This is a genomic window from Kineosporiaceae bacterium, from assembly GCA_016713225.1.
Classification (GTDB): domain Bacteria; phylum Actinomycetota; class Actinomycetes; order Actinomycetales; family Kineosporiaceae; genus JADJPO01.
Genome location: JADJPO010000003.1, coordinates 482,175 through 502,095 on the forward strand (window position 1 = coordinate 482,175; position 19,921 = coordinate 502,095).

The following is a 19,921-nucleotide window of genomic DNA, read 5'->3' on the forward strand; positions in this document are numbered from 1 at the left end:
CGTCCTCTCCTCAGTGCGGCAGCGCCCGGTCGACGATCGCCTGGGTCGTGCGCCGCCCGACGGGCAAGGTGCCGGCGAGGAACCCGCCGCCCCCCGCGACCCGCGTGGCCAGATAGGCGGTGGCGACAGCCGTTGGTGCATACCGCACCACCAGCGAGGCCTGCAGCGCAATGGCCAGCCGTTCCACCATCCACCGGGCGCCGGCCTCGACGGCAGCCGGGTCACGGCGGGCCTCGCGGGCGGCGGCCTGCAGGAACGCGGCGACGTCGTCCATCGCCTGATCGAGCCTCGAGTCGGCCCCGCGGCCGCGGTCGATCTCGCCGAGCAGCACCTCCATCGCCCGTGGCTGCAACGACATCGTGCGCAGCACGTCCAGGGCGGTCAGGTTTCCCGTGCCCTCCCACAATGAGGGCAACACGGCCGCCCGGTACACCCTGGCGAGACCGTGATCCTCGACATAGCCGTTGCCGCCCAGACACTCCAGGGCCTCGGCGGCCAGGTGCGGAACGCGCTTGGCCACCCAGTACTTGGCGACCGGGACGATGACCCGCAGCAGGTCGTTCTCGCCCGCGTCCGCGGCGGCGGCCAGCCGCATCGCGAGGGTGGTGGCGGCCTCGGACTCGACCGCCAGATCGGCCAGGACGTTCTGCATCAGGGGTTTGTCCACCAGGGGCGACCCGAAGACCTCTCGTCCGCGGGCGTGCTGGATGGCGCGCACCACACAGGCCCGCATCATGCCCGCCGAGATCACCACCCCGTCGCGACGCAGCGCCGTGGTCGCGATCGCGAGGCTGCGCAGGCCGCGTCCCTCATCGCCCAACCGCCGGCCCCAGGTCTGGTCGAGGTCCACCTCGGCGATGCCGGTCGAGCGGGTGCCGAGGGTGGTCTTGAGCCGTTGCAGGTGCCAGGGGTTGCGCTCGCCGTCGGGCAGCACCCGAGGCACCAGGAACGTGGTGGGGCCGCCATGGGTCTGCGCCAGAACCAGAAAGGCATCACTCATGGGTGCCGAGACGAACCACTTGTGCCCGGTGAGCAGGTAGGACGCGCCGTCGCTGCCCTCGGGGCGCGCCACCGTGGTGGTGCTGCGCAGGTCGGTACCGCCGGAGCGCTCGGTGACCGCCAGCCCCGCGGTGTTACCGAGCTTGCGCGCCGGGGGACGCAGCCCCGACTCATAGGCGCGCGAGGCCAACCGCGGCAGCCACTCGGCCGACAGGGCCTCGTCCTGGGCCAGGGCGGGGGCCACAGCATGGGTGGCGCTGAGTGCCGTGAGATGGCCGATGTCGATCTGGGCCCACAGCAGCAGGGCCGCGGCGCGCACCGTGTGGGGCTGGTGCGGCGGTTCTGTGGTGCGTAACCACGGGGTGGCGGAGAGCCCTGCCCGGACACCCGCCTGCATCAGGCGATGCCATGCCGGGTGGTACTCGACCTCGTCGACCCGATTGCCGAACGCGTCGTGGGTACGCAGTGTCGGGGGATACCGGTCGACGAATTCCGCCCAGCGAAGTGAGCGCGCCGACCCCGCCACCGCGGCCAGATCGCGCAGCCGACCGGCGTGCTGTTCGGCCCCGTGTCGCCGCACCGCCTCGACCAGCGCGGCGTCCGTGGAGTACAGATCGACAGGCTCGGACGCCGGGTCGGCGGCACGATCCTCGGAGTCCGGCACGTCGTCACCGTACCCAGGGGCGGGCGCCGGGTCATACCGGTCACTCCCCGGCGCGCCCGGAGGCCAGTGATCCCGGACATGGTTACCGTGGGTGGCGTGTGCGGGCTGAGGCATGGCAGAGGTGGCGATGACGGAGGCAGGGCGTGCATGCCCCCGACTCGCTGGTGACGGTGCGCCGGGCACCGGGGACGTGGCCGGGAGTGCGTGACGTGCGGCGGGTCGGGTGGCGCCGGACCGGGTCCGCGCTGGCCCGACTGACCGCTGGAACCGTGCGTACCTGCCTGCGGTATCGGGTCACCGGCCTGGCCGCGGAGGCCGGCTTCTTCGCCCTGCTGTCATTGCCTCCCTTGGTGCTGGGGTTGGTCGCCAGCCTGGGCTATGCGGGCAACTGGCTCGGCGCGGACGTGGTCGGGCGGCTCAAGAGCCGCATCGGCGAGTTGGCCGGCACCGTGCTCAGTGACCAGGCGGTGCGCGAGGTGATCCTGCCCACATTCGACGACGTGGCCACCAACGGCCGCCTCGAGATCGTCTCGTTGGGTTTCGTGCTGTCGCTGTGGTCGGGGTCGCGCGCCCTCAACGTCTACGTCGACACCGTGTCGATCATGTACGGCCTGGGCGGTCAGCGGGGGATCGTGCGCACCCGCGCGCTGTCGTTCTCGATGTACCTGCTCACCCTGATCCTGGGTGCGGTCGCGTTTCCGCTGGTGCTGGTGGGGCCGGGGTTGATCGGGCAGTTCCTGCGCTCGCGGATCGGTGGTCTGCCGTCGTTGGGCTGGCTGGAATCGCTGTACTGGCCCATCGTCGTGGTGTTCTCGGTCGTGCTGTTGACCACGCTGTACCACGTGGCCACGCCGGTGCGGGTGCCCTGGCGCAAGGACATCCCCGGAGCGGTGTTGGCCCTGGTGATCTGGACGGTGGCCAGCGCCGTGCTGCGCGTGATCGTGGCGCAATCGGTGGGCGGTACCTCGATCTACGGTCCGTTGTCGGCGCCGATCGTGTTGTTGATCTGGCTCTACTTCCTCGCGATCGCGGTGCTGATCGGGGCGGCGTTGAACGCCACCTTCGACAGCATCTGGCCCGATCCGGCCCGGACGGCGGCGCGTCGCGCACCGCAGATGCATGCCGCCGAGCGTCCGGTCACCCCCGATCCGCAGCAACGGGTGGGGGCACCGCCGCCACTGGCACAGCCGCCCGCCGAACAGGAGTGAGCCCGGGAGCGGGCTGCTCGGCTCACCCGAAGAGCCACCGCCCGGCCTGATAGATGCACAGGGCAGCGACGGCGACGAAGGCTCCCACCCACACCTCGGCCGGCAGAGCGGTGAGTTCGGAGAGCGCGGACGCGTCATCGCCCCTGCCCTGGTTGATCACCCGCACCAACTCGATGTTGTCACGCAGTCCGGCCAGCAGCAGGAACCAGGCAGCGATCAGGACCGCGATGGTCTGGGAGATCGGTCCGGCACGGTGGATCAGGATCGCCAGGGCGGCGATCACCGTGCCGACCACGAGCACGGCGCCCAGGTTGCGGCTGAGCACCAGGATCGCCACCACGGGCAGCAGAGCGATGAGGAGCAGGGTCGAGACCGAGGCCCCGTTCACCAGCGCGGCCACCAGGGCCAGCCCGATCAGTGGGGGAGCGGCGTACCCCGCGGCGGTCACCGGGATCAGCAGCGGGCCGGGTGCGCCGTAGCTGGTGGTACAGCCGCCCCCGTTGAAGAAGATCTCGACGGCGGTCACCAGCCGGCCGCTCAGCAGAGCGACCACGGCGTGCCCGGTCTCGTGCACGAAGGTGCTGAAGAGTTGGGTCCAGCGCCACAGCGCCGGTACGACGGTGGCCAGAGCCGCCACGCCGAGGGCACCGAAGACCCCCGTGGCCGTGACCGCGATCATCGACTCCTCCCACCCGTCGGTCGATGGGCGGGAGCCTAGTGTCGGTCCGCAGTCCGGCTGCGGACCGACACCGATCCGGCCGGGGTCAGCCTCGGCTGTGGTCGGCGATCAGGTGCACCGCGGCCTCCTCGGCAGAGGCAGCGCCGGCGTCGATACCGATGTCGTCGGCGATCAGGTCCTTCTCACGATCTTCGGCCAGGCCCTCGTCGGGAGCGACCAGGCGTCCCGAACGTTCGGTCCCCACCTCGCCGTCGTCGAGGTTCTCGGCCACCGGCACACCGTCCTCGTCGACGGCTGCCGGGGCCAGGTCCGCGGCCAGATTGGGGTCGGGCAGCTCCTGGTCCAGGCGTTGATCGAGGCTTTCCCCCCGTTGCTGCTCGGCTGCCGTGGTGCCGAACAGATTCACCCCGCGGGCGTGGTCGGGTGGGCTGTAGCCCGCGTCGAGCTCGGCGTCCTGCTCGTCGCCGAAGGTGTAGTCCTGATCGATCGGCTGATCGGGGTCGATCAGGTCGTCGACGAATCGCTCGGTATCCGTCAACTGTTGGTCGGTGTCCTGGTCGAGTCCTGGTGCGCCGTCCCTGGGTTGGGTCATACCCCTAGGAGTACCCATCCGGTGCCGGCCGCAACCCAGGAGCCGGTTCGGGCTCGGCGGGCAACTCGACCATCACCACGGTGCCAAGGTGCCCAGGCGAGGTGACCTCGATCCGGCCGTGATGGGCGCGCACGAGCTCGGCCACGATGGCCAGCCCCAGCCCGCTTCCGACCGATCCGGTGCGAGCGCGTGAGGACCGCCAGAATCGCGTCGTCACGTGGGCCAGATCGGGCTCGTCGATGCCGGGGCCGGTGTCGCGGACCGTCAGCCGCACCAGGCCCGGCTGCGACGGGTCCGGTGCGGCCGGTGCATCGACCCGCACGGTCACCGTGTCGCCGGGCCGGCAGTGCCGTACGCAGTTCTCCAGCAGGTTGCCCACCACCTGGTGCAATCGTCCACGGTCGCCACGCACTCGGGCCGGGGTTGCGGCGTCCAGCTGCAGGTCGAGTTCGGCGGCTCGCACCAGGGCAGCGCGCTCGGCACACTCCTGGCGCACCAGGGCCGCGAGATCGATCGGTTCCCACCGCAGCGAGTGCCCGGAGGCCTGGGCAGAGGACAGGTCGGCGAGATCGGTGACGACCCGCGCCAACCGCAGGCTCTGGTCGTGCAGGCGGGCCAGCGTGTCGACCTCGGCCGGGACCAAACCGTCGCGCAGCTCCTCGAGGCCGGCCTGCAGCGCTGCCAGCGGGGTGCGCAACTCGTGGGCGACGTCGGCGGCCATCTGTCGGCGTTGGGTCTCGGCGTCCTGGACGGCGCTCGCCGCCTCGTCGAAGGCATCGGCCAGTGCTCCGAGCTCACCGGAACCCCGCAGGGCCACCCGCGCCGACAGGTCCCCGGCCGCATACGACCGCGAGACGGCGATCAACGCCTGCACCGGTCGGGTCAGGGAACGTGCGGCGAGCAGGCCCGCCGCCAGGGCCAGGGCCAGCGCGACCACCGCGGCCGCCAGCACCCACGACCAGGCGACCGGGCGGCCGGCGATGACGGTGGTGGCCGGGTAGAACAAGCGGATGGCCGCCACCCGGACCCCGTCGACGACGACCGGGGACGACACCACGGCGGCCGATTCGCCGTCGGCGCCCTGACGCATACCCGCCCCCATGCCGCGCCGGCCGCCGCCGAACACGGCCAGCTCGGTGCCGTCGGCGGCGGTCAGTGAGAGTTGGGTACCACTGCCGAGGACGGCGGCGCGCAGCTCGTCGAGATCAGCGGCGTCCCACGCGCCGGCCCGGGCGTAGGCGGCCGCCGCGGCGGCGGCCAGGTTGTCGGCGAACTCCTGCCGTTGCTGATGCACCTGGCTCGTCAGCCCGCGATCGGTGCCGATCAGGGCGGCCACCGTGACCAGCGCGATGGCCAGCGCGGCGACTGCGGTGAACGCGGCCACCAGGCGCCGGCCGAGGTGGCCGAGTGCGGTGGGAGCCGGGGCCTGCGGGTCAGTCGTCACGCCGCACGCCCAGCCGATAGCCCACGCCGACAACGGTTTCCACGAGCCCCGCGGCATCGCCGAGCTTGTGGCGCAGGTTCTTCACGTGCGAGTCCATGCTGCGCTCGTAGCCGGCGAACTCGTAGCCACGAACCCGGTTGACCAGTTCATAGCGCGAGAACGGTCGCCCTGGCACCGACGCCAGCGTGGCCAGCACCCCCCACTCGGTGGCGGTCAGATCCACGGTGCGGCCGTCCACCACGACCTCGTGGCGGCCGCTGTCGATGAGGAGCCGTCCCTCGCCGAACGAGGTGCGGTCGGGATCATCGACCGATCCGGTGGTGCGGGCCAGGATCGCGCCCACTCTCAGGACGACCTCGGTGGGGCTGAACGGCTTGGTGACGTAGTCGTCCGCGCCCAGCGACAGGCCCCTGATGCGGTCGTCGGTCTCGCTGCGGGCGGTCAGGACGAGCACGGGCGGATGGCCACGGGGGTGGACGGCGCGCAGCACCTCGAGCCCGTCGACGTCGGGTAGGCCGAGGTCGAGCACCACGAGGTCGGTACCGCCGTCCTCGACGATGCGCAGCGCCTCGGCCCCCGAGGCGGTGGTCAGCACGGCGTGACCGGCGCGCTCGAGATAGCGGCGCAGCACCTCGCGGATGTCGCGGTCGTCCTCGACGACGAGCACCGTGGCCATGGGGACATCATGGTCGACCCCCTGGCCCTCGACCCAGCGTGAGGCGGTGAGTCTCCACATCGTCTCCACACGAACTCCGCGGCTCCCTCGAGATCGGGGCCGAGTGTTGAACCCGAGCACGACACCAGCGCCGGCACCCCGCCGGCCGACATCGGGAGATCGAGATGCGTCGCACAGTTGCCGTCACAGCCATCGCCGGTGGAGCCCTCGCGGCTGCCGTTCTGGCCGGGACGACGGCCTTGGCCGGTACCACGGGCACCGCCGCCACCCCCACCAGCAGCACTCAGACCTGCTCCGCGGACTGCCTGGGTAACGGCACGGGCTCGGGCCGGGCCGGGGCGCAGGGACAGGGAATGCGCCAGGGCAATGGTCAGGGCAATGGTCAGGGCAATGGCCGGGGCAATGGTCAGGGCGGTCAGGGCCGTGGCATGGGCAACGGCGTGGGCAACGGTGGCGATCACGCGGCGCTGCCGGCCTCCGGCACGCTCACCGCCGATCAGAAGGCGGCCTTGTTGTCGATGGCAGAGGAGGAGAAGCTGGCCCACGACGTGTACGTCGCCCTCGCCGCGAGCAGCGGTGACTCCCGGTTCACCCGGATCGCCGGATCCGAGGCCCGTCACGCCGACGCCGTCCGGACCCTCCTCGACCGCTACGGCCTGGCGGATCCGACGGCCGGCAAGGCCGAGGGCCAGTTCGCCGATCCGGCGATGGCCTCGCTCTACACCAAGCTGGTCGCACAGGGCTCGGTGTCCCTGGACGCGGCCCTCGAGGTCGGGCGCACGATCGAGCGGATGGACATCGCCGACCTGGCCAAGGCCACTGCGGGCGTCACGGCTGCCGACGTCCGGCAGGTCTACGCCAACCTGACGGCCGGCTCGCAGAACCACCTGCGTGCCTTCGGCGGGTAATGAGCGCCGAGCTGAGGGTCATCGTTGGGTAAAGCCAGCCGTAACGTTGGGCTATTCATGCGATGGTCATGACGTTGGGTAGATGGTTGAATCCGTAGCGCTGCCAACGGGGGCGTGCAGGGGTTCCTACGTCGTCAGGGGATCGTGCATGGCTCGCCGATTGAGAGCGCTCGACGGCCTGCGAGGGCTCGCCGTGCTGGCCGTCCTGGCCTCGCATGCGGTGAACGTTGCCCACGGCGGGTTCATCGGGGTCGACGTCTTCTTCGTGCTGAGCGGGTACCTGATCACCGACCTGTTGCTGACCGAGTGGCAGGCGACCGGGCGGATCGATCTGCTCGACTTCTACCGTCGGCGCACGATCCGGCTCGCTCCGGCGTTCGTCCTCATGCTGCTCGTCGCGGTCCCGCTCATGATCGGGCCGCTGGCCGGTAGGGCCACCTGGCCGACCGCGGGTGCGGTGACGGCTGCCGCCGTGTACTCGGCCAACTGGGTCGCTGCGCTGGACGTCGACGCGCTCGGCCCGATCGTGCACACCTGGTCGCTCGCCATCGAGGAGCAGTTCTACCTGGTGTGGCCGCTGCTGCTGCTGGCCATGCTGCGACGACGGTCGCGGCTGATGCGCTGGCTGGCGGTCGCGGTGCTCTGGATCGTGGTGATGCGTGCCTCGGGGTGGCTGGCCACGCACTCGATTTGGCCCTACTTCGCGACGGTCACCCACGCCGACGGCCTGTTGCTGGGTGCCCTCGTGGCCTTGGCTCGCCGCCGAACCCGGGTACCGGCGTTCGGCAGCTCACCGTGGACCGCTTACCTCGCCGCGGCGGTCTTGCTGGGGTTGTCGGCCACGCTCACGATCCAGGGTGGGGCCACCTATCTGGTGGGTCTGACCCTGGCCGGGCTGGCGGCCGCAGCCCTGGTCTGGCACCTGGTCACCGATCAGACGTCCCGGCCGAGTCGGATGCTGTCGTGGGCGCCGCTGGCCGGGGTGGGACGCATTTCCTACGGGATCTACCTGTTCCATCTGCCGGTGTTCGACCTGGTGCAGGCCCAGGGCTGGGGCCCGGCCGCGACCGCGAGTGTGGAGTTCGGTGGCACGGCTCTGCTCGCCATCGTCTCGTGGTTCGTCGTGGAGCGACCGGTACAGCGTCGCTTCGGACGCCGTCCGGCCGCGCCCGTCATCCCGGCAGCCCGGGTGGCTCCGAAGGTCGTGGTCCTGCCGACCGATCGGCTGATCGACCTGCGGGTGTCTGCCGGAATGGCCTCGCGGGAGTCCTGAGCGTCAGTCCCGCTCCGTGGTCGGGCACGGGCTCGCGGGGCATCCGGTCCCTCGGCGTTCAGTTCGCTCGGGCCTCGGCTCGCGCACTGGCTCGCGAGGCGTCCTTGTGGAGGGTCCGCAGCGCATAGATCGCCTCCTTCTGGTCGATGCTCAGCCGCTCGATGCGGTCGTCGTCCATCTCGATCAGCACCATGAGGGCATCGAGGACGCGATTGAGCTGCTTGCCGTAGCTGCCGACGTCGCCCAACACCTCGTGCTCGGTGTCGATGTCGTTGACGTTGCAGCCGAAGTAGAACGTCGGGCGGAAGAACTCGCGCCAGACAGTGGTCGGCAGGTAGACGAAGTCGCGCAGGTTCTGCGACAAGATCGAGGTGGCGCTCATCGGACTCACTCCGTGACGGGTGCTGGTGGCTGGACGGTCCTGCCGGGAGGCGAACCCGTGTCAACGATGAGGCGCCCGCGGGCGCTGGTCGTACCGGTGGGGGCTGTGGCGGGTGCCACATCATTCGCGTTCGGGGCACACAACCCCTTCTGAGGCAAGGCGATTCGGCGCTCCGCCATGTAGCGATCGAACAGGTGTTCCAGTAGAATCGGGGCATGTTCACGCCCGATCTCCTGCACGACGCGGACGCCGAGGTGGCTCGGCTCAGCGTCGAGGTCGAGGCGTTACGCGGCGAGGTCGAGGCATTGCGGGCCGAGAACTCGGTGCAGCGGGAGCAGCTGGCGGGGCGCGAGGAGCGGTTGTCGGCGCGGGCTGCGGTGTGGGACTGGTTCACCGACGGTGGACCGGAGAACGAGGACGACCGGGACGCGGTGGCGGGGCGGATCTGCCGGACGTTCCTGACCCCGGGGACCGTGGAGCCCTCGTTGGTGACGGTTGCGGCGGTGACGTTGGCGCAGTCGCAGCCGTCGGGACTGTCGGATGCTGAGGTGGTGTCGGCGGCGGTGGCGTGCCGGCAGGCGATCACCCACATCGAACTCACCCAAGCCCAGCTGACCCGGGAGTTGGCGTGGCGGTACCAGGCGCGGCACCCGCACGAGTTGGACCTGGATGTCGAGGTGAACCTGCCGGAGTGGGTCCGTGACCCCGAGGAGCGGGCGTTGACGGCGGCGATCGAGGAGGTCGCCGCCGTCGCGCGGATCAGTCCGTCGGGACTCCGGGCGCGGGTGGAGATGTTGGCGACCTGGCCCGAGGACCACGGCCGGCTGTACCGGGCGCTGCTGGAGGGCACGATCTCCACGACCCGGGCGCGGGAGGTGGCCCGCCAGACCGGACGCCTCGCGGCGGGTCGGGCGCGGGACTGGGTGGAACAGATGATCCTGCCGGTCGCCGAGCAGCTCGGCGCCGTGGGGTTGAAGAACCGGATCGAGCGGCTGATCGCGCAGGCCGATGCGGTGGCGTATCGGCGGATCCTGGACGACGCCGCGGCGGAGCCGGACACGGTCAAGGTTCGTCAGCAGGGCTACGGCCAGGCCACCATCACCTACCGGGGCTCGATCACCAACGTCGCTGAGCTGCATGCTGCGCTGCTGCACCGGGTGCGGGCCGCCACCTGCCCTTCAGGCGCCGACACGGGCACCGCTGCGGGCAGGGGTGATGGCCCCCGGGGTGGTGGCTCGGTGGGGCAACGCGAACGGCAAGCGAGCTCGATGGCACAGGTCATGTTCGACCTGGTCACCGACCCCGCCACCATCCCCCCACTGCTGCCCACCGCACCCGCCAGCGCCGGCGACGGTGACCCTGACGCCGCGACCACCACCCGGCACACGGACACCCCGCACGCACCGGAACCGACCGAGGCGACCACGGCCCCGGCGACAGGCGAGGACGAGACCGGTGACGACGTGGTCAGTGACGACGGGACCGGCGGCGACGTGACCGGTGGTGGCCTGCTCGGCGGCGGGGCCGTCAGCGCCCCGGCACCGGCCTGCCCGGGGATCCGGGTCGAACCCAAGGTGTCGTTGAACGTGACCATCCCGTTCCAGGTCCTCACCGCGCTCTGGGCCGGACAGCCACCACCAACCGGATCCGGATGGGTCGAAGCGGCCGGCCACGGACCCATCCCCACCGACGCGCTCGCGGCGATCCTCGACAAGTACGGCCAACGCGCGCTGTGGCGCTGCCAGGTCCTCGACGACCGACCCGACTCCCCCACCTACGGCACCCTCATCGCCATCGGCCGCGCCGCCACCGACCCGGGGTACACACCGTCCCCGTTCGTCACGGCGTTGGTGAAGGCCGCCCGGCCGCGGTGCTCCCACCCCGGCTGCGGACGTCCCGCCATCGAGGCCGACCTCGACCACCTCACCGCCCACGCCACGGGCGGCACGACCGAAGAGAAGAACCTGGCGCCCCTGTGCCGGTTCCACCACCTGCTCAAGCACCACGCCGGGTTCACCCCGACCCTCGACCCGACCACCGGACAGGTCACCTGGCGCACGCCGTCCGGACACCACGTCAGCGAACCACCCGACACCCCACCGCCCTTGGCCACCGAAGGCGACCTCCCCGGCGCCTGGCCCGAACCGCCACCCTTCTGAACGTTCGGGTGGAGTCGTAACCGGCGCGGCACGGCGCCAGTAGCGTGTCGGCGTGAACGTGGTGATCGTGGCCTCGGGTAGTCACGGGGACGTCGCGCCCTATGCAGGGCTCGGCGTCCGGCTGCGCGAAGCGGGCCATGAGGTCTCGATCGCGGCGCACGCACCGATGGCGGAGTTGGTCACCGGTGCAGGGCTCGGTTTCCACGAGCTACCAGGTGACCTGCTCAGCGTGATCTCGGTGCCCGCGGCCGACCGTCCGACCCCGCCCTGGTACCTCAATCGCCGGATACCGCAGCTGAGCCGCTACCTGCTCGCCGTCGCCGAGGGCACGATCGAGGCGACCCGCGACGCCGAGGTGGTACTGGTCGGGGGCGCCACCCCGTTCGCCGTGCACGCAGCACAAGGTCGTGGTGTGCCCAGCCTGGGGGTGTACCTGCAGCCGTTCGAACCCACCGGGGCGCTGCCCTGCCCGATGACCAACTCGGGGCGTTCCCTCGGGCGGTTCGGCAACCGGTGGATCGGTGAGCTGCTCACGGCCGGGCTCTACCCGTACACGCGCGCCGGGGCGCGGATCCGCGAGCACTTCGGGCTGCCCCCCGAGTCGGCCATCGCCACCCGTCGCCGGTTGCGCGCCGAGCGCTGGCCGATCTTCCACGGCTTCAGCCCGGCCGTGCTGCCGCGACCGGACGACTGGCGTCCGGGGCTCGAGGTGACCGGGTACTGGTGGCCGCCCGAGCCGACGGGCTGGGTTCCGCCCGCCGAGTTGAGCGCGTTCCTGGCCGCCGGCGACCCGCCCGTGCTGGTGACGTTGGGCAGTATGGCCTCTGGCGCCGGGCCGTGGTTGACCCGCGCGATCGAGGGGGCGGTGCGCCGGGCCGGGGTGCGCGCCGTCGTCCAATCGGGGTGGGCCGGCATCGAGATCGACGGTAGCGACGACATCGTGACCATCGGCGCGGTGCCGCATGCCTGGCTGATGCCGAAGGTCGCTGCGGTCGTTCACCACGGCGGTGCCGGGACGACGGGGGCCGGTCTGCGGGCGGGGGTCCCGACCGTGACCACGCCCGTCTATGCCGACCAACCGCTGTGGGGTGGGCGGGTAGCCGCGTTGGGGGTGGGGCCGGCCCCGGTGCCCTTCCGGCGACTGACCGCGGACCACCTCGGGGCCGCGATCCGTGCAGCGGTGACCGATCGCGGCTTCGCCGAGCGGGCTGCAGCGTTGGCCCGAGTGATCGCCACCGAGGACGGCGCCGCGCCCGTGGTCGAGGCGGTCAACCGGCTCGCGGGTCGGTGATCGACTTCGGTATCCGGCTCAGCCTCAGCGGCCGGGCTCGGGCTGCAGGCCTCGGGCACGGATGCCGTCGATGACCGCTTGGAGCCTCGCCGCGTTGAAGGGCGGAGCGTGCATCAACACCACACCACCGGCGGTGGCCGGACGGGTCGTCGCGTCGCCGTACTGAACCCTGCTGCGCATGAGGGTGGCACTGGCGCCCGCCCAATCGCTGGTGTCCGAGGTCCAGCGGCAGACCTGGTAGCCCGCGGAACCAACGGACGCCGTGACGTAGGTGCTGAACGAGCCGGCGCCGTACGGCGGGCGCACCTGAGCCGGTTTGGCGCTGGGCCGTGGGCCGTTGCGGAGCTGAGCGGTGATCTGAGTGGAGGTCAGCCGGTTGAGCGCCACATGATCACGGGTGTGGCTCTGGACGACGTGCCCCGCCGCGATCAGGGCGGCGCGGTCGGCGGTCGAGACGCGGTTGAGATAGAAGCGTCCCCTGACATGGTTGCGTGCCAGGGTGGCGATGATCTGCCGGGTTGTCGTCGAGCTCGGGAGGTAGTCGTCGAAGGTGAGCCAGACGGATCGGCTGGTGTTGCCGCAGTGTTCGATGAGGTCGACCTGACGCCAGGGCAGTGCTCCGGACGCCGGTCCCGCGGTGTAGACCTTCTTGGGTGTGCTGCCCCGCACCTCGCTGACCTGGCCATCGGCGGTGCGGGTCAGGACGGCGAAGGCGGTGATCTTCCCGGTCCAGACTCGCGACGGCAACCGGATGTAGCAGACCTGGGCGCGCAGCGATCCGTGGCTCCACGCGCCGTCCGGCTGGGGATTGCAGTAGCCGCCGGGCACGCGGAACCGCACCGTGGTGCCGGTCGGCACGCTGGTCACCGCGACGGTGAGGGGAATGGTGGCTCCCGGTGCGTCATAGCTGACCGCCCGGACGCTCACCGTGGGTGGGGCTGCGGCAGCGGCCTAGGCGGGGCCCGCCCCACCGGCGGGCGCGGCAGCTGCGGCGATGATCGTGCCGGTGGTCAGGACATGCCAAAGGTGGTGCACCGTAGGGCCTCTCGATGCCGAGCTCCGACCGGGGCCGAAGCGGGGCGCTCGGTGCCCCAGGCTTCACATCGACGGCCGGCGGCAGAAACTTGATCATCTGCGGGCGGCGCCGCACGGGCTCAGCTCGTCAGGACCACCAGCTGCTGGGTCGCCCGGGTCATCGCGACGTAGTGGTCGACGGCACCCTCGATGCCGGTGCCGAACGAATCCGGGTCGATCAGGACCACGAGGTCGAACTCCAGACCCTTGGACAGCTCCGGGGTCAGCGAGCGGACGCGGGACGTGGTCTCGAACGTGGGATCGCCGATGACGCAGGCGATCCCGTCGCTGTGCGCGCTCAGCCAGGCATCCAGGATCGCGTCGCGTCGTGAGACCGACCCGTGGACGACGGGAACGCCGGTCCGGCGGATGGACGTCGGCACGTTGGCGTCCGGCAGCACGGCCCGGATCACCGGCTCCGCCTCGGCCATGACCTCCTCGGGGGTGCGGTAGTTGATGCTCAGCGTGGCCTGGTTGATCTGGTGGAACCCGAGGCGTTCCAACCGTTCCCGCCACGACTCGGTGAACCCGTGCCGGGCCTGGGCACGATCACCCACGATCGTGAAGCTGCGCGACGGACAGCGCAGCACCATCATCTGCCATTCGGCGTCGGTCAGCTCCTGGGCCTCGTCGACCACGATGTTAGCGAACGGCCCGGCGAGGTGGTCGGGGGTGGCCTGCGGCAGGCCGGCCTCGTCGACCTGGACGGTCTGGAGATCGGACCCGCGCAGCATCGACATGACGAGCATCTCGGAGTCGTCGGAGTTGATCAGGTGCTCGACGACCCGGTCCATCTCCTCGCGCTCGGCCGCCAGCAGCGCGGCCCTACGCCGGGCGCGTCGTGACGCCCGTGGGTCACCGAGCCGCTGGCGGGCGGCGTCCAGCAGGGGCAGGTCGCTCGTCGTCCACGCCTGGGGGTCGCGGCGTTGCAGCGCGCGGATGTCCGTCGGGCTCAGCCACGGCGCGCAATGGCGTAGGAACGCCGGCACCGACCACAGGTCGCCGACGAGGTCGGTCGCCTCCAGCAGCGGCCAGGCGCGGTGCACCGCGGTGAGCAGTTCTCTGTTCCGCCGCAACGCCGTACGCAGCATGTCGGGCGTGACCTCGTCGTCCTCGCCGTCGGCCTTGTCCATCAGGATCGCCACCAACGCCTCGAGGATCACCTCGCGGGCCTCGTTGTGCGGCGTGCCGACGTCCGGGGTGTCGAAGGCCTCGACCCAGTCATCGGGGCTCAGCCAGACGTCCGACCAGGCGGTGGTGACGGTCAGGCCCGCGGTAGGTGGGTCCTCGTAGAACCGGACGGCCGCCTCGACCGCACTGACGAGCTGCGCCGAGGACTTCAGGCGGACGACGTCCGGGTCGGCTTCGGGGACCGCGGTGGCTCCCTCGGTGACCAGGTCGCGCAGGGTGCAGGTCTGGACGCCGTCCTCACCGAGGCTGGGCAGGACGTCGGCGACGTAGTCGAGATAGGGCTGATGCGGGCCGACGAACAACACCCCGCCGCGGCGGTGGCTCAGGCGTGGGTCGGAGTAGAGCAGGTAGGCGGAACGGTGCAGGGCGACAACGGTCTTGCCCGTTCCCGGCCCGCCATCGACCACCAGGGCGCCACGCGAACCGGCGCGGATGACGGCGTCCTGGTCGGACTGGATGGTGCCGAGGACGTCACGCATGCGGGGCGAGCGATTGCTGCCGAGGCTGGCGATGAAGGCGGACTGGTCATCGAGGGCTGCGTTGTGCTCGAGCCCGGCGGCGGTGAACACCTCGTCCCAGTAGTCGTTGATGCGGCCGCGGGTCCAGCGGTAGCGGCGGCGGCTGACCAATCCCATCGGGTTGGCGTGGGTGGCGCCGAAGAACGGCTCGGCCACGGGGGAGCGCCAGTCCACGAGCAGCTGGCGGCCGGTGCTGTCGGTGAGGCCGAGGCGCCCGATGTAGACCGGTTCGGGGTCGTCGGCAGCGACCATGCGCCCCAGGCACAGGTCCAGGCCGAAGCGCCGCAGGGTGCGCAGCCGGGCCGACAGCCGATGGACCTCGAGGTCACGGTCCATGGCCTCCTGACCGCTGCCCCCGGGGGCAGCGAGCTCGGCCTGGAGTCGGGCCGACAGATCGGCGAGGGAGTGCTCGAGAGTCTCTGCGAGCGCCACGAAGTGCTGCTCGTCGACGGCGACGAGCAGCGGGTCGGCCTTGGCCGCGAGGCGGTCCGGCAGGTCGAACGCGCTGGTCGTCAGGGGGCTCACGTCGTCGGCTCCGATTCTGAGGTGGCCATCCACCTTGGCGCGGTTCGAGCCAGTTCGCGAACCCTGGCGGCCCGTGGACATCGGTGCACTCGTGCCGATGAGCCATAAGAATAGCTCAATGAATAATGGTTTAGAGCCGATAACCCTGATACATTGCGGTTAGGAGGTGATGGGAGTGCGAAGAGCGCACACGTACTCGCCGCAGACCCAAGAGGCCGTTCGCGTCTTGGGCTTGGACATTGCCCGCGCTCGACGTGCCCGCCGCTGGACCCAGGCAGAGCTGGCCGAGCGCGCCGGGATCTCCGATGGCACATTGCGCAGCATCGAGCGCGGGGCACCCACAGCGACCATCGGCGTGGTCTTCGAACTTGCCTCCCTGCTCGGCATCGACCTGTTCGGCGCTGGGCCCGAGGAACTGTCGGCGCTCGTTGCCCAGAGCCGCGACCGCTTGGCGCTTCTGCCGGCCCGGGTCCGTGCCCGGCCAGCGCAGGTCCAGGACGACTTCTGATGGGTCTGCAGACACCGCTGACCTCGACGCCCAGCGAGGCATTCGTATGGGTTTGGCTGCCCGGTGCGGTCGACCCGGTCCCTGCGGGCAGGCTCGTCTCTGAGGGCGAGGTCATCACCTTCAACTACGGCCGCAGCTACCTGGATCGTCCTGGGGCCATCCCGCTGTCCTTGCCAGAACTCCCGCTCCGGCGTGGCCGCCAGCGTCCGCAGGGTGCGATGCGGGTTGCCGGTGCCATCCGCGACGCCGGACCGGACGCCTGGGGCCAGCGAGTCATCCTGGCCCGTCACGTCGGCCGCCTCGATCGCAGCCGCGACCCCGACGAGCTCGGGCTGCTCACCTATCTCCGCGAGTCCAACAGTGATCGGATCGGTGCGCTGGATTTCCAAGAGAGCCCAGATGCGTACGTCCCACGATCCAGCTCGGCCACCTTGGAGGAGGTACAAGCGGCCACCGAGAGGTTCCTTGCCGGTGAGCGGTTCTCCCCTGACCTCGACGAGGCTCTGATGCGTGGCACGTCCATCGGGGGAGCGCGTCCCAAAGTCGTGCTGCACGACAACGATGACGGCCCTTTCCGAGGTCGCCGGTTGATCGCGAAGCTCTCCACTCAGACGGACCCCTACCCCGTGGTGCGGGCCGAGGTTGTCGCGATGGACCTCGCGGCTCGGGTGGGGCTCGACGTCGCCCACACCTCCCTCACCCAGGCGCTGGGTCGCGACGTCCTGCTCGTCGAACGGTTCGACCGCGTCACCAACACTGATGGCGGGGAAGGACGCCGGCTGGTCGTGTCCGGGCTGACACTGCTCGGGCTGGACGAGATGGAGGCCGGTGGGCCACCTACCCCGATCTGGCGGATCTGATCCGGGCACGGTTCATCCACCCGGATGCGACGCTACGCGAGTTGTTCGCCCGGATCGTGTTCAACATCTGCGTGTCCAACACCGACGACCACGCTCGCAACCACGCCGCGTTCTGGGACGGGGAGCAACTCACCCTGACCCCGGCGTACGACGTCTGCCCGCAACTGCGATCGGGGGAGAGCGCCGCTCAGGCGATGGCCATCACCCGGGATGGGCGCCGCGAGAGCCGGTTCGCCACGTGCGTCGCTGCGGCTGAGATCTACCACCTCACTCGTTCGCAGGCCGCCGACATCATCGAGCATCAGGTCACCGTCATCACGGAGCAGTGGCGCGATGCCGCTGATGCCGCCCAGTTGACCGAGGCCGATCGCGCTCAGCTGTGGGGCCGCCAGATCCTCAACCCGGCGGTCCACTACACCGGCTGAACGGTGAGACGGCCCGCCACTGCCCCTCGCTCAGAAGTCCACGACTGAGGCACAGGCGCGAGCCCCTGCCAGGGTGAACCCCAAGCTCAGCGTCGTGGTGAGCTCGGTTTGCTCGGTCATGATGTCCATGAGTCGCTGTGAGAAGACCGGATGGCCGGCATAGATCGTGGCCGCCTCGGTCGAGAGCTCGGAGTATTGCCGCAGCCCGCGAATCAGGGTGGTAGCCCTGGACGGCGTCGACCCGATGCGGGACAGTCCGGACGCCGCAGCTCCGGTCGAGTCCGCGAGCCAGGCAGAGTAGAGCGCCATGTCGTCGTCCAGGTTTCCCGATTGCGCCCGAGGTGCCGATCCCCTCGTGGAGACCACGTCGGCACAGACCTTGTCGGCGTTGTCGAACCACGACTCCTCGCCGTCACCGGTGTCGTCCGATTCAGCCGTACGAATCACGTGCTTCGTCCGACTCGGCTGATGCGTTGCGGTTCTCGGCGCGGCCGAGGCTGTCGTCGTCGAGTCGGAGGGCGTGGCGTCGGTGGAGCACCCGGCGACCGACCCGCAGAGGATGAGCCCGATCGCACCGTAGGACCTGAGCCGTCCGATCTGGTTGAACATGACGAACCCCCTGAATCTCATGGCTGAGCGACCGCGTTGCCTCGAGCGGCATGACGGCCCGGATGACTCGAACGGCTCGAGGCCGCCGGCAGCGCGCGGAGCAGCACCCGAGCGCTGTCGGCCGGCTCACTGGATCGGGCGCGCACCAGGCGAACCGCCGGGGTGCGCTCGCGCCGGTTCGGCGAGTCGCCGGAGACCCTGGCCCAGAGCTGGTGCAGCGTCCCGTGCAGAAACCGCTCGTCGGTCGATTCGTCCACCAGGAGAATGGATTTGGTGAGAGGAGCCAGGTCGAGCAGGAGTCCCAGCTCGTAGATGCACCCGGAGTTGGCGGCCGAGAATCCGCGCAGGTCCATGAGGATCGCGTCACCGGATACGACCAGGGACGCGACGGCGCTGCGCCAGGTGTCCTCGAAACAGAAGAACTCGTTGATCCGATACCGACCGTCCGGGTCCACCCGATGATCCAGCGTGCTCAGCCGCAGCGCGAGGTCGGTCTGGTCGTGCACGAAGTTCCGGTCCAGCCGACCACTGACGAAGTCGAGGAACTCGTGTGGCTCGACCGTGGTCGACACCAGATCCGGCCCGGCGATGAGCGCGATGGGTCCCTGCCTGCGCCACAGGCTGCCCAGGACGTCGAGCAGCCCCACCTCGCGTCGTCCCAGGGCGAAGACGCGCAACAGCACCAGCAGACGACCGTCAGCGCGTGGACGGCGACTGATCCATCGGAAGCACAGCGTGGTGACGATGCGATAGGCAGCAAAGGCCGCGAGGCCGGCGAACGCCCAGTACCACCCCTCGTACGACAGGTCCGCGCCGTGCGCGGCACCGAAGATGAGCACCAGGGCGTCGAGCGTGATGGACTGGTCGCTCACCGCCTTGTCGCGGTAGCGGCGTCCGATCAAAGACAACATCGCCAGCGCGGCCACGGCGCACACTCCCAGGGCGAGGACCAGGATCGCCAGGTCCAGCCCACCCGGGGGAAGGTGCGCCAGGCTGTACCCCAGCCTGAGCCCAGTGCTCAGCGGGGTGTCCGAGATGGCGGCCCCGATCAGCATGAACAGGCCGAGGTCGGCGATGAAGATCGAGGACAACACCAGCGGGCCGACGGCGCGAATCCGGCGGGCGAGATAGGCGCAGATCAACAGCGTCTGAGCAAGGTCCGTGAGCACCCATAGCCGGAGGAGTTGGCCCACGGAACTCGAGTCACTCTGGAGCACCACGGCGGCGATGAGCACGGCGTAGCCGATGCCGTAGCCGGCGACCAGCTCGACCCGCTCACGCCAGCGCACGGTCGCGGCGAGACTGGCCGTGAGCACCCCGGGCCAGGCGCCGACCCAGAACAGCACCAGGAACCGCAGGAGGGTGAAGTCCGTCGCCGTGGCCCTCAGGAAGGTCACCGCGGCGACCACGCCGAAGGCGGCGCCACCGGCCAGCTGGACGGCGCCCGCTCGTCGTAGATCGCCAAAGGCTCCGTGGACGAAGGGCTCTGCCGCCGGGTCCGGCCCGGCCGGGCCGTCAGCCTCCGATACGGCGATCAACAACGGCGGTGGGAGAGCCGCCGGGGCGAGCGGGGGCTCGGCGAGCGCTCGAGAGCCGGACGGAACGGCCGTTGTCCGCATGCGGCGGACGACCGCTCGGCGGTAGAGGAACAGCAACCCGACCGATACCGGGACGGCGAGGACGCCTGCCACCAGGAGGGCAACGGGCGCCGACCACACCAGGGGATCGCCGGCCGAGCCGGCCGCGTCGAAGGGGCAGGGCGCGATGGCCGTCACGAGGATGAGAAGCATGGTCGTCATCAGGAACCCACCCGCCCATGGGTTGTCCCGTGCGCCGACAGCTGAGGTCCGGCGCTTCCATGCTTCGCCGCGAGATCATCCCCGGCCAGGGGCGAACGACATCGACGCGAGTGTTGCCAGCCACACCCCGGAGGGGA

General features: G+C 70.6%; 16 protein-coding genes and 1 pseudogene. 7 read left to right on the plus strand and 10 right to left on the minus strand.

The window, feature by feature from the left end:
• Positions 1-10 precede the first annotated feature (10 nt).
• Entirely contained in the window at positions 11-1,777 is a 1,767-nt protein-coding gene (locus IPK24_13205) for an acyl-CoA dehydrogenase family protein (protein MBK8076490.1), read from the minus strand.
• A gap of 86 nt (positions 1,778-1,863) precedes the next feature.
• Between IPK24_13205 and IPK24_13210 the strand changes: the two genes are divergently transcribed.
• Positions 1,864-2,871, plus strand: a complete 1,008-nt coding sequence (locus tag IPK24_13210) for a YihY/virulence factor BrkB family protein (GenBank protein MBK8076491.1) — start codon at positions 1,864-1,866, stop codon at positions 2,869-2,871.
• A gap of 22 nt (positions 2,872-2,893) precedes the next feature.
• Here the strand turns inward: IPK24_13210 and IPK24_13215 are convergent, their stop codons facing one another.
• The 4 genes from IPK24_13215 to IPK24_13230 all read right to left on the minus strand — a co-directional run bounded on the left by IPK24_13215 (position 2,894) and on the right by IPK24_13230 (position 6,262).
• Positions 2,894-3,550, minus strand: coding sequence for a M50 family metallopeptidase (locus tag IPK24_13215; protein MBK8076492.1), 657 nt, complete (start codon positions 3,548-3,550; stop codon positions 2,894-2,896).
• A gap of 85 nt (positions 3,551-3,635) precedes the next feature.
• Positions 3,636-4,142, minus strand: a complete 507-nt coding sequence (locus IPK24_13220) for a hypothetical protein (protein ID MBK8076493.1) — start codon at positions 4,140-4,142, stop codon at positions 3,636-3,638.
• 4 nt (positions 4,143-4,146) lie between these two features.
• Positions 4,147-5,586 (minus strand): HAMP domain-containing histidine kinase, encoded by a 1,440-nt coding sequence (locus tag IPK24_13225; protein ID MBK8076494.1) that lies wholly within the window; start codon positions 5,584-5,586, stop codon positions 4,147-4,149.
• Entirely contained in the window at positions 5,576-6,262 is a 687-nt protein-coding gene (locus IPK24_13230) for a response regulator transcription factor (protein MBK8076495.1), read from the minus strand. The genes IPK24_13225 and IPK24_13230 overlap by 11 nt, the downstream gene beginning before the upstream one ends.
• 164 nt (positions 6,263-6,426) lie before the next feature.
• Between IPK24_13230 and IPK24_13235 the strand changes: the two genes are divergently transcribed.
• Together IPK24_13235 and IPK24_13240 are read left to right on the plus strand one after the other, a co-directional pair.
• Positions 6,427-7,170, plus strand: a complete 744-nt coding sequence (locus IPK24_13235) for a DUF2202 domain-containing protein (protein ID MBK8076496.1) — start codon at positions 6,427-6,429, stop codon at positions 7,168-7,170.
• A 148-nt stretch (positions 7,171-7,318) separates the two neighbouring features.
• On the plus strand, positions 7,319-8,443 hold the full coding sequence (locus IPK24_13240; GenBank protein ID MBK8076497.1) for an acyltransferase: 1,125 nt from the start codon (positions 7,319-7,321) through the stop codon (positions 8,441-8,443).
• 58 nt (positions 8,444-8,501) lie between these two features.
• Here the strand turns inward: IPK24_13240 and IPK24_13245 are convergent, their stop codons facing one another.
• Positions 8,502-8,825 carry a hypothetical protein gene (locus tag IPK24_13245; GenBank protein ID MBK8076498.1) on the minus strand — a complete coding sequence of 108 codons (324 nt, stop codon included), beginning with the start codon at positions 8,823-8,825 and terminating at the stop codon, positions 8,502-8,504.
• 215 nt (positions 8,826-9,040) lie between these two features.
• Here IPK24_13245 and IPK24_13250 point away from each other — a divergent pair, with 215 nt between their 5' ends.
• Both IPK24_13250 and IPK24_13255 read left to right on the plus strand, forming a co-directional pair.
• A complete protein-coding gene (locus tag IPK24_13250) occupies positions 9,041-10,984 on the plus strand; it encodes an HNH endonuclease (GenBank protein MBK8076499.1) in 1,944 nt (647 codons plus the stop codon).
• Between the two features lie 52 nt (positions 10,985-11,036).
• Positions 11,037-12,275, plus strand: a complete 1,239-nt coding sequence (locus IPK24_13255; GenBank protein ID MBK8076500.1) for a glycosyltransferase family 1 protein — start codon at positions 11,037-11,039, stop codon at positions 12,273-12,275.
• Positions 12,276-12,299: 24 nt separating this feature from the next.
• Here IPK24_13255 and IPK24_13260 read toward each other — a convergent pair whose 3' ends face one another.
• Positions 12,300-13,202, minus strand: a complete 903-nt coding sequence (locus IPK24_13260) for a polysaccharide deacetylase family protein (protein ID MBK8076501.1) — start codon at positions 13,200-13,202, stop codon at positions 12,300-12,302.
• Between the two features lie 227 nt (positions 13,203-13,429).
• Positions 13,430-15,583, minus strand: a complete 2,154-nt coding sequence (locus tag IPK24_13265) for an AAA family ATPase (protein MBK8076502.1) — start codon at positions 15,581-15,583, stop codon at positions 13,430-13,432.
• A 232-nt stretch (positions 15,584-15,815) separates the two neighbouring features.
• On the opposite strand from IPK24_13265, the gene IPK24_13270 reads away from it, so the two are divergent.
• Entirely contained in the window at positions 15,816-16,091 is a 276-nt protein-coding gene (locus IPK24_13270; GenBank protein ID MBK8076503.1) for a helix-turn-helix transcriptional regulator, read from the plus strand.
• Positions 16,091-17,376, plus strand: a pseudogene (locus tag IPK24_13275) (type II toxin-antitoxin system HipA family toxin). The gene IPK24_13270 and the pseudogene IPK24_13275 overlap by 1 nt, the downstream one beginning before the upstream one ends.
• A gap of 30 nt (positions 17,377-17,406) precedes the next feature.
• Here the strand turns inward: IPK24_13275 and IPK24_13280 are convergent.
• Positions 17,407-17,823 carry a hypothetical protein gene (locus IPK24_13280; protein MBK8076504.1) on the minus strand — a complete coding sequence of 139 codons (417 nt, stop codon included), beginning with the start codon at positions 17,821-17,823 and terminating at the stop codon, positions 17,407-17,409.
• 179 nt (positions 17,824-18,002) lie between these two features.
• Positions 18,003-19,784, minus strand: coding sequence for a hypothetical protein (locus IPK24_13285; protein MBK8076505.1), 1,782 nt, complete (start codon positions 19,782-19,784; stop codon positions 18,003-18,005).
• Positions 19,785-19,921: the final 137 nt, after the last annotated feature.

Coding starts and splice junctions, on each gene's coding strand:
- IPK24_13230 (MBK8076495.1), bottom strand. CDS start 6,262: ATGGCCACGGTGCTCGTCGTCGAGGACGACCGCGACATCCGCGAGGTG.
- IPK24_13205 (MBK8076490.1), bottom strand. CDS start 1,777: ATGCCTCAGCCCGCACACGCCACCCACGGTAACCATGTCCGGGATCAC.
- IPK24_13215 (MBK8076492.1), bottom strand. CDS start 3,550: ATGATCGCGGTCACGGCCACGGGGGTCTTCGGTGCCCTCGGCGTGGCG.
- IPK24_13220 (MBK8076493.1), bottom strand. CDS start 4,142: ATGACCCAACCCAGGGACGGCGCACCAGGACTCGACCAGGACACCGAC.
- IPK24_13250 (MBK8076499.1), top strand. CDS start 9,041: ATGTTCACGCCCGATCTCCTGCACGACGCGGACGCCGAGGTGGCTCGG.
- IPK24_13240 (MBK8076497.1), top strand. CDS start 7,319: ATGGCTCGCCGATTGAGAGCGCTCGACGGCCTGCGAGGGCTCGCCGTG.
- IPK24_13285 (MBK8076505.1), bottom strand. CDS start 19,784: ATGACGACCATGCTTCTCATCCTCGTGACGGCCATCGCGCCCTGCCCC.
- IPK24_13235 (MBK8076496.1), top strand. CDS start 6,427: ATGCGTCGCACAGTTGCCGTCACAGCCATCGCCGGTGGAGCCCTCGCG.
- IPK24_13245 (MBK8076498.1), bottom strand. CDS start 8,825: ATGAGCGCCACCTCGATCTTGTCGCAGAACCTGCGCGACTTCGTCTAC.